We start from the raw sequence: 9,816 nt of genomic DNA, 5'->3' as shown, positions 1-9,816 counted from the left end.
TCTTTCCGTCGCTCTGATGATTCCTTCCGTCACTTCAGCTCTTCTTTCCGTCGCTCTGATTCCTATCCGTCGCTTCGGCTTTTCTTTCCGTCGCTCTAATGATTCTTTCCGTCGCTTTGACCATTCTTTCCGTCACTTCAGCTTTTCTTTCCGTCACTCTGAATCCTAGCCGTCACTTCGCCTCTTCCTTCCGTCGCTCTCATTTCTATCCGTCACCTTGGCTCTTTCAATCAGTCACTCTGACCGTATTACCGCTTCTATCCCCAAACCCTGGCCATTCAGCCCAACTAATCCGTCAATCCTGCTACTATCTTTTCCGGGTCGTCTGTAAATATTGCCTGTACACCGAGCTGCTGTAATTGCTTTGCTTGCTCGACATCATTAACTGTATAGACACGGACAGTTGCCCCTTCATTAAGAGCTTCTTGAATGGATCTCCGAAATGCTGTAGGTAGGCTGACATGTATAGCATCTGCTGGGATTTGCGCTGCGTAGCCGTTAAAATCAACTAAAATTTCGGCAAACAGCGCTGCTTTTTCAATATAGGGTGCTCTTTGTGCTACGATTTGAATAGATTCATGATTGAAGGAGGAAATAATTACTCTCTCTGTCATTTGAAATGCAGCTACCTCCTTAATAACAAGTGCTTCTATCCCGTTATATGGAAATATATCGGTTTTGAGCTCAATATTAATACGATGATTAGTGCCTGCAAATAGCTCTAAAACGTCTCCTAGAGTTGGGATTCTCTCCTCTTCAAATTTAGAAGAAAACCATGAACCATAATCAAATGCACGGAGCTCTTGTAGCGTGTAATCCTTTACGTAGCCAGAGCCATTAGATGTACGATCGATTGTTTCATCATGAATAACGACTAACTCCCTATCCGCTGTTAAATGAACATCTAGTTCAATCCCTGTAATCGGAAGCTTTGATGCGGCCATAAAAGCAGCCATAGTGTTTTCTGGGTAATGTGCCGAAACGCCTCTATGGGCAAAAATATTCAAATTCGATAACCTCCTATTTCGCCCACCTCTCAACTCGTTAACAGGCGGGCCATTAAATTTCGATTTTCCTTCTCCCTTAATAAGCCTATTACAATTTCACTTGATGGTAAATATTATATATAGTAGTATGAGAATCTACTTGAAAATGCAAGTACTTAGGAGGTGCTAAAAAATGACTGCACAACATCCAGATTTTCAGGCTGAAGTGGAGCGGCTAGCTTACACTAAAAATTACATGCAGCAAATTTTAAATGAATCACAAAGAGGTTTGCAATCTGCTCAGGAGAATATTCGTAAGTCGATGGCAGATCTTGATTATTTAGATTCAAGTTTGGGCTATAATAATATCTTAGCAAATGCTCGTTTCTTTGAAATGGCCCGAAACCAAAAGGAAGGCTTAGAGGCTATTCGAAAAAAGCCATACTTTGCCCGAATTCATTTTCAAAAGACAGGTGATCCTGAAGAATTTCTTTATATCGGAAAAACGTCTTTGTTTCATCGAGAAACCCATGAGCCTATAATAGTCGATTGGCGTTCACCGGTAGCAAACGTCTATTATGATGGTCGCCTTGGGGATATGGAATATGATGTTCGTGGAGAAATCCATAAGGGACATCTATTTGCCAAACGCCAATATAAAATTAATGGTGGTGAACTGCTCGATTTACGGGATATTGATTTAACAACAAACGATGAATTACTGCAAGAAGCGTTAGCTGGAAAAGCAGATGTGCGTTTGACTGAAATCGTCTCCACTATTCAAAAGGAGCAAAATGAAATTATACGAGCACATCTTCGTCAGCCGATTATCGTACAAGGTGCTGCTGGTAGTGGAAAAACAACAATTGCCCTACACCGAATATCTTACTTCCTCTACACGATGGGCGAGCATTTTAATCCTGAGCAGCTTATGATTTTAGCACCGAATAAGTTATTTATCGATTATATTGGTGATGTTTTACCAGAGCTTGGTGTCGATAAAATTTGCCAAACAACCTTTACCGATTACGTTCTAGCTGCGACGAAGCTAAAATTGAAACTTCAAAACCCAAATGAGCAGTTAGAATCTCTTGTTGCAGGAGAACCCCAACAAGCAGCTTCTTGGATATCCGAAATGAAGGGCTCACTTTATTACCGTGATGTAATAGAACGATATGTTCAAAAAATCGAGCAGGAAATCGCCAACCAATTTGAGGATGTTTACATTGAAAAATATTGCATTATGCGTGCCTCTCATTTAAAGAAGCTATTTTTATATGAATTTTCTTATATGCCGATTGAAAAACGACTTGCACATATTAAAAAAGTACTTGCAAGCCATGTCCGTCAAAAGAAACAGGCTATTTTAAATACACTTCATAAAAAATATGATGAAGCACTTGGCAGAGCACTTGATGGATTTCGTGATGATGACAAACGACGTCGTGTAGTCACGAAGTTTATTGATGAACGTGATGAACGCATTCCTGCTATTGAAAAAGAGGCAAAGTCAACCGCAACTGTTTATATGCGACGCTTTTCTAAACATAACATCAAGACTCTCTATCGTTCTCTTCTAACAAATGCTGAGCTTTTAGCAGAACTTGCTCCAGAATGGCATTATCTTGAGCAACAGCAATTTTTACAAGCACATGCTAAAGAACAATGGGTGCTTGAAGATTTAGCTGCACTTTATTATTTACAAGCTCGTATAAAGGGCATTCCAGATGAATGGAAAATGCGAGTCGTTTTCATCGATGAAGTACAGGACTATAGTTTATTTCAGCTTGCTGCTTTAAAGACTGGGCTTGAAACAGATATGTTTACAATGGTCGGTGATTTAGCACAAGGAATTCACAGCTATCGTTCCCTTACTGCCTGGGAACCTGTCCAAAATCTATTTCCTCGAGCAAGCTTTAGAACACTGCAAAAAAGCTATCGAACAACCATTGAAATTATGGATGTTGCGAATAAAGTCTTAGCACAAATGGATGAACAGCTTCCATTAGTAGAGCCAGTAGTGCGTCATGGCAATGCCCCTACCTATATACAAGCTCAATCATTTGATGCCCTGCAAATTAAAGAAATTTTTGAAGCCATTCGAGGCAATGGACACCATTCCGTTGCTTTAATTTGCAAAACGACTGCTGAGGCAAAAATAATGCAGCAAGCATTAAAGGACAAAAATATTGCTTCGCAGCTCCTAACTGAAAATGAGTCCATCAATCAGGAATTATTGCTCGTTGTTCCGAGTCATTTAGCAAAGGGCCTTGAATTTGACGCTGTGATCGTAGCTGCCTTCGATACACCTTTCTACGATACGAAGGTTGATCGCAAGCTACTTTATGTGGCACTCACTCGAGCCATGCATGAGCTTTATTTAATCGGCCCAACAAAAAATACATTTCTATTAGAAAATGAACAAATATAATAAATATTTTCGCCTTGGTGTAATTGTAGCTGCCGCTTCTCTTTCGCTACAGAAAACATTTGTAGCTGTCGCTACAATCAAAACCCAGCTGAAAGAAGATAAAAAAGTCGCTATTAAAGCGACTTTTTTTCATCGAACATTTAAATCTTATTTATCGATTCCGAGGTGGTAAACGGTAAAACCTCCCTCTGGATAAGTACGCTTTTACAACTTTCCACCATGACCTTGGTGCTTCCCTTTGAGGAGACTTCTTTTTAGGTAGTGCCGGCATGCGCATGATAACGACTCCTTTCATAGGCTTACTAATACTATATGAAGATAGTTACAAATTTATGATAAAAAGAATAGTTAACCCAATATATCGATACGTTCATGACCCATCGCCTACCGCCGAATAAACATAAAAAAGAGCAGACGCATTTTGTCTACACTTTTCTTGTAAAAGGAAGCAAAGTCTATACTAAATAAATTCAATAATATCAACATTCTTAATGATATAGTTTAGACTTTCGTGTCTTCTATTTGGACATCAGAGTCTAAAACTTTTTGTTTCTATAGACACAAAAATCCAAACTGAACATCCTTGCTTAAATACAAAAACATGATGGAGTGATACCTGATGTAGAATTGAAATAAAGTTGCGACGAAACACCCCTTTAGATTATTGGTCTAAATGGGTGTTTTTATGTCTAAAAGAGCGAGAACATCGCAAGCTAAGAAATGGATTAAAGAAGGTCGAGGCACTGGTATTGGGTTCGGAGTATAAACCTTGGCTAAAAATCCAAGATGTATCATCGTCAGGTAAGTCCACACGTCTAAAAGGTATTAAAACGAATAGGCAGCTTGAATTTCTATTAAGTAATGAGATACATGAATAATTGAAGTGTATATTATATTCTAGGCTTTTTTTTATAAAAAGTTGAAATAATAGCAGATAAACATAATATTAAGAGCAATGTATACCAATTAAAAAATAAATGATTTGAAAAAGTGTTTAGGTAATTTAATTCGTAATCATAATTATCTTTTATATTACTATGGAAATTTAAAATTCTAACGACTGTAACAGTTAATAAAATAAAAAATAAAAAATAAAAATATAGATGAATATCTGAATAAATACTTATTGATACCAGATTTCATATAAATACTATTAAAAATAATAGTCATAGATATAAAGAAGTACAAAATGAATGGAGAAAAGATAAAAATAAAAAATAAGGCAGCATTTCCATTTCCTCCTGGATCTACACTTTCTTTAAAATTAAGACTATACTTTTTTGTCAATATCATAGCTACAACTGTAAGAATAAAAGTAAATACGACTGTTAATGGAAAAACTACTTTTTTCATAATTACTCACCTCATAGATTTAATTAATTTACTATAATTGTATTTTACAAAAAAATAGTGCAGTGAATTGCAAAGATTTTGTGCAGAGTTTTGAAATGGTATTTACATAGGGCCAAAACGATTTGACATAGAGCCTCTGTGCGCATACTCCTAGAGCCAAGAAGCCAGTTGTATCAATACACTGGCTCTGCCAACGAGAGGCTACTATGCGCACCACTCCATGTCAAATCTGGGTCTAAATGTCTATGTACTTTTAGCTTGCAATTTTCGATCGAACTCATTGCAAAACTCTGTATTTTAATTTTGCATTACACAATAATAAGAAAAAGGATGAAATAACCGAATAAAAGAGAATATATTCACTATTATAGTGTATAAATTTATAATTGTCTTTTTTTAAAAAAATATGAGTAAATAATATTATAATCAATCAGCACCTTTTAACTATTCACAAAAAATATAAAAAATGTAAAATATAGGTGATAAATGACGTTATCTAATCTGAAAAAAGAGGTGGAATATGAAGAAATTTGTCCTTTTAATGAGTTTCATGAGTTTCATGAGTTTCATGAGTTTCTGTAGTTTTGGTATTAGTGAAGCGTCAGCAAGTGAGAATGTTATAGTTAATCCAGAATTGGAAAGACAAGCCAAAAATGAATTGGTAACTATTTATGAAGAATCACCTGAAATTGAATTATCATTTATCCGAGAATTGTATCACTCAGATGATAGTGTTATTGCGTATTATTATCACATTATGAATAAAGGAGAGTTAACAGGCTTCGCAATTGTTTCAGCTAAAGAAGAATTAGGGACATTGCTAGAATCAGGGAATTTTGAAAATGGAATCGATAGTCGTTATGGTGAGAGCATCAAAGAAAATTTAGATATGAAAGCATATTATGAACCACTAGGTGAATTAATTTTTGCCTCTAATTCATCTCAATTAAGCCAGGAATTTGAAAAATTAAAAGACCAAGCTATTGATACTTTGAACAAACAAGGGGAAGTTGATGAGGATTATATACAACATATAGAGAGTCTAACATTTGGAGTGGATATTTATTCAGCTTCAATTCAACAAGAAAAAGTTGAAAATATGTATAATGGCAGTGATGTGGAAAAAGTAGAATTGGTTGGCTTAGAGGAAAACGCATTTTCTACATTATCTTCAGATGAACCTTTACCAGTAGTTAGACTTTATCAAAGAATGTCTGGCGTTGTGAATCCGAATAGTTCGTGTGGACCAACTGCTGGCGCAATGATTACTAATTATTATAAAAGTTTAGGTTATAATGTAAGAGCTTCTTCTTATTATGGTGGCAATGCAAGTTTAATTAACCAGTTATATTATATGATGAACTCTTCCTTCATAGGAACAAACCAGTATTCGCTCCATAATGGTCTTCAAACACATTTAAATTTAGATAAAAATTTATGGGTAGGGAAATCAAGAGGTCATGCTAGTGGTGTAGAACCGCCAACTTATGCAAATGTAGCCAACGCTATTGACAAAAAGTATCCTTTAGCGATGTTAACATACCTAAGTTCTGAAGATCCTTATCATTGGACAGTGATTAATGGTTATTACAGTAATGGAGATATTAGTTATTTAAATCCTGATGGTAGTTCAAGTTCATCTACAAGAGTTAAAGCTTCTTTAATGTTTGAAAGCAAGGCAGGATATACTTATATGGCATTGAAATAAAATGTAGATTGAAATAAAGTCATACCATTTTACCCCTTTAGATTTTAGTTATCTAAAGGGGTGTTTTTATGTCTAAAGGAGCAAGTTTTTATCGTTTAAATCAATCTTTTTTATAAAAATAGATTTCTGGGGCATATCAGGGTTTTCGGCACATAAATTATCAAATTTTTTATAAAGCTACACCCGAATCACCTCAGTTTAACTTCAAAGGAAAATTAAAACTTTTGTGTCTTCAAAGTTTAGACTCTGATCTCTTTGGTACGTGGACAAGAACTTCTGGACACTCAAAATGGTATTAGATAAGTAATCTTTAGTAATTTGTCTAAAGGTTCTTGTCCAAAAATAAAGACAAGAACTTTTAGACTTTGTATAAAAAGGACAAGAATGTCCAGACAATCTCTGTCAAAAAAATAAACTGTCCGGAAGTTCTTGTCCATATACTTTTCTATGAAAAAGAAAAACGACGTTCCCCCACTAAAGAAGATCGTATTTCCCCTAAAAATACTTATGTTTACTAATTATGCTTTTGAAGAAAAGCCTTTACTTTTTCATAAGTAAATTGAGTGCTCAAACTATTTGATACTGCATCAAAAGCATGATCGACTTTTGGAATAAGATAAAGTTCATGGGGAACGTTATTTTCTATTAGCTTCCTGTCCAAAATTTCAGCCTGTTCTTCTAGAAAAATTCGGTCACTCGTTCCTAAAAGTGTAATAGTAGGAGGTGTCTTGCTTTGAATATAACTGATCGGAGAAAGTATTTTATAACGATCAGGGAATTGTGAAGGTGTACCTCCAATATATTTCTTCATAACATCTTGCACATAGTCAGGACTTGGACTATTCTTATAAACTTTCTCCATATCAGACGGACCGTATATATTAATCACAGAGTTAATAGTTACTGACGGTACATTTGTTGAAGGAGGCAATTTTGTATCCCCCATACTATAGGCAGCTAACATAGCCAGATTTCCACCTGCTGACCGTCCCATTACGTTTATTTTTTCAGGATCAATTTTGTAAGCATCCGCATGTTCTGCCACCCATCCTATTGCTGATTTTACATCAGCTACTTCATCTTTCCATCCTGCATGAGGTGGCATACGATATTGTATATCAAACACAGTATATCCTAATTCACTTAACCATTGATTCCAATGAGGTGCTCTATTTTTATCCCCCTCAACCCATCCACCTCCATGCACTTGTACAATAGCAGGATGAAGTGGTTTTTTTGAGTCTTCATTGGCTGGCCACACATCAAGCTTTAATTCCACACCATCAGAGGTTGTCATGTATACAACGTCCTGTGTGAATTTTGATGTGATTTCTGTCTTACCGAAAAAATGAGAACGAAGCGAAACGGAAACACTCTCGTTTTTAGCGTAATGTAACATTTCAATAATTGGCTCTACAGTTAAAAAACTTAATAATAAAACTAGAGGAATCAAAATTGTCCGAGCTATTAAAGCTTTCCTCCAGACAGCTAATACTAATAAAATTATGATCACAACAGTTATACTTAATAGAAGCGTAGGTATTATCAATGCACCTGCTCCAAGGGCACTCATTATATTAGGAAAACCGCCTGGATTCCAAATATAGTATGTCATAATGCTAATGAAAAAAAATGCAATTACTGCAATGATTGTTAGTAACTGAATAAAACCCCTAGGACGCCATGGGGTTGGATGTTTTTGTTGTTCCTGTTTCATTTTTCTAAACCCCTCCATAATCAATCAAATATCTTAACTTATGAAAGTATCAAAAAATACTTAGCTTTACCAAAAGACTTTGACCCTAATTTATTGATGAAACCCCTACAAAATCGTTGTGTGAGTCATTGATCCTCATCCTTTACTTCATTCAAACAGCCCACAGCTTTTGCAATGGTGTTGTCTTTTTATAATCCAAACCAATATCATAAAAAACTAATTCCAGTTCACTTAACAAGCTTATTTGTGAGGCACTTGAAATATTCGATATCCAGCGTTCATTGAGTATGAAAGGATGTCCTTATGATAATGCCGTGGCTGAAGCGATGTTTAAAGTATTTAAAACGGAATTCGCTAATGGAGCTCATTTCACTTCTCTTGAACAGCTCGCTCTTGAACTTGATGATTATGTTCATTGGATCAACAATATTCGTATTCACGGAACTCTAAGCTATTTAACACCAGTGGAATTCAAGCAACAGCCCTTATAATCTTTGTCCAGTTTAGTGTTGACACACCACAGCTTGTCAGCAACGTGTTTTTGTCTTTGCGAAAGCGAAGCGACAGCAACAACATGATGTTGGTCACTCAATCATTACCACAGGACGTGGCGTTCTTAGACAGAGTTCCTCTATTTCAGCGAATAAACCAGCATTCATCTTACCACCTATAGAAGCTAGCACTATTTGGATTTTGTGTATGGCATAACCCTAGAGTTAATGCTAGTACTACTCTGTATTACTTGCAACAGTCGAATCATCAAGAATCATTTTTAACTCTTTATATAAAATTATAAAAAGCAAAAAAGGACATCCTTTTATCGGAAATCTTTTCTTAATGGTTGCTGCTATTGAAGGGTAAAACTTTCTGGGGAAATATGCAAATCAATCTTTGCTTACTTTTGAACATGTTTTGATAAAAGCTTCTTTGGATTGTTATGATTATTATTTTCAACTTTATTTTTTGAGATTGGATTGAGTGCTGTTCACTTAAGACTACCTCTTTAAGGAAAACAGATGTTTCTCATGCGAAATGGATTACGAAACTACTGCGCCATGGATTAATTGAAAAGCGAGCTTTGTCCCAGCAGTTGAATATTCGCTAATAAAATGGATATGGACATGGAAGAATGATGTCTAAAAAACAGATGATTACCGATTCGTTATTCGAAATACTCACGGAATATCAACGTTTCCTTATTCATCAATCTTGGAATCAAAAACATGCATTAGAAAAGCACAGGACAATCGCAACTAGAAGAGGCAAGAAAAAAGCATTCGTTGCGCTATCACATCGAATGCTTTGGATTTATTTAATTCATGCTATACCCATACAAAGAATCGCGAATAATTTAATCTAACCAAAAAAGATTTAATCGAAATTGCCCTAAACAACAGATACCTTTGCTTTTCCGTTGGCTTTTAAAACTCCATACCGATTCTCTATCTATTTTTAGAATATTCATAGGCCAAGGGGTTATTTATTTTCACAGAAAAAAAAGCCGAGGAATAAATCCTCGACTTTTCTAAGTGCCTAGCGACGTCCTACTCTCACAGGGGGAAGCCCCCAACTACCATCGGCGCTAAAGAGCTTAACTTCCGTGTTCGGTATGGGAACGGGT

Annotated in this window: 4 protein-coding genes, 1 rRNA gene and 2 pseudogenes; 4 read left to right on the top strand and 3 right to left on the bottom strand. The window is 35.8% G+C overall.

The window, feature by feature from the left end; all coding sequences use genetic code 11:
• Positions 1-287: 287 nt before the first annotated feature.
• Entirely contained in the window at positions 288-1,007 is a 720-nt protein-coding gene (locus ACIQ7T_RS27630; protein WP_402875256.1) for a glycerophosphodiester phosphodiesterase, read from the bottom strand.
• Between the two features lie 172 nt (positions 1,008-1,179).
• Between ACIQ7T_RS27630 and helD the strand changes: the two genes are divergently transcribed.
• From helD to ACIQ7T_RS27615, 3 genes and pseudogenes are all read left to right on the top strand, one after another.
• Complete coding sequence (gene helD, locus ACIQ7T_RS27625) at positions 1,180-3,417, top strand: RNA polymerase recycling motor HelD (RefSeq protein WP_402875254.1); 2,238 nt, start codon at positions 1,180-1,182, stop codon at positions 3,415-3,417.
• A 685-nt stretch (positions 3,418-4,102) separates the two neighbouring features.
• Positions 4,103-4,271 (top strand): annotated as a pseudogene (locus ACIQ7T_RS27620) (heteromeric transposase endonuclease subunit TnsA); the annotation flags it as partial.
• A 1,019-nt stretch (positions 4,272-5,290) separates the two neighbouring features.
• Positions 5,291-6,478 carry a C39 family peptidase gene (locus tag ACIQ7T_RS27615; protein ID WP_402875251.1) on the top strand — a complete coding sequence of 396 codons (1,188 nt, stop codon included), beginning with the start codon at positions 5,291-5,293 and terminating at the stop codon, positions 6,476-6,478.
• Between the two features lie 514 nt (positions 6,479-6,992).
• Here the strand turns inward: ACIQ7T_RS27615 and ACIQ7T_RS27610 are convergent.
• A complete protein-coding gene (locus ACIQ7T_RS27610; protein WP_402875248.1) occupies positions 6,993-8,195 on the bottom strand; it encodes an alpha/beta hydrolase in 1,203 nt (400 codons plus the stop codon).
• A gap of 233 nt (positions 8,196-8,428) precedes the next feature.
• On the opposite strand from ACIQ7T_RS27610, the pseudogene ACIQ7T_RS27605 reads away from it, so the two are divergent.
• Positions 8,429-8,686, top strand: a pseudogene (locus tag ACIQ7T_RS27605) (IS3 family transposase); the annotation flags it as partial.
• 1,040 nt (positions 8,687-9,726) lie between these two features.
• Here the strand turns inward: ACIQ7T_RS27605 and rrf are convergent.
• A 5S ribosomal RNA gene (rrf, locus tag ACIQ7T_RS27600) occupies positions 9,727-9,816 on the bottom strand; the annotation flags it as partial.

Origin of the sequence: Lysinibacillus sp. NPDC096212 (assembly GCF_044763105.1) — a bacterium.
GTDB lineage: Bacteria > Bacillota > Bacilli > Bacillales_A > Planococcaceae > Lysinibacillus.
Note: the sequence above shows the minus strand (reverse complement) of the source record. Positions and strands in the feature narration are given on the sequence as shown.

Coding starts and splice junctions, on each gene's coding strand:
- ACIQ7T_RS27610 (WP_402875248.1), bottom strand. CDS start 8,195: ATGAAACAGGAACAACAAAAACATCCAACCCCATGGCGTCCTAGGGGT.
- helD (WP_402875254.1), top strand. CDS start 1,180: ATGACTGCACAACATCCAGATTTTCAGGCTGAAGTGGAGCGGCTAGCT.
- ACIQ7T_RS27615 (WP_402875251.1), top strand. CDS start 5,291: ATGAAGAAATTTGTCCTTTTAATGAGTTTCATGAGTTTCATGAGTTTC.